The organism is Mesorhizobium sp. M8A.F.Ca.ET.208.01.1.1 (assembly GCF_004791315.1).
Taxonomy (GTDB): domain Bacteria; phylum Pseudomonadota; class Alphaproteobacteria; order Rhizobiales; family Rhizobiaceae; genus Mesorhizobium.
The window spans coordinates 1-284 of record NZ_SRUT01000400.1 but is presented as its reverse complement, the minus strand read 5'-3'; the positions used below and the strand labels follow the sequence as shown (position 1 = coordinate 284).

The window sequence follows — 284 nt, the reverse complement described above, 5'->3', positions numbered from 1 at the left end:
GAGTTCGAGCGCAAGGTGCATGCCGAGCGCAGGAATGGCGAGTTGACCTCTGACAGGCTCGGCGAATTCTGGCTGGAGGTGCAGGCCGAGAGCCTGGGGCCGGCGATCAGGCTGCGCGAGGGCTACGAGGTCTTCTGGACCTACATCCCGCACTTCATCCACTCGCCCTTCTACGTCTATGCCTATGCCTTCGGCGACTGCCTGGTGAACTCGCTCTACGCCGTCTATCAGAATGCCGAGCGCGGCTTCCAGGAGAAGTATTTCGAGATGCTGCGAGCCGGTGG

At 62.0% G+C, this 284-nt stretch carries 1 pseudogene; it reads left to right on the top strand.

Going from position 1 to position 284, the window contains the following annotated elements:
- Nucleotides 1–284, top strand: a pseudogene (locus EN851_RS35840) (M3 family metallopeptidase); the annotation flags it as partial.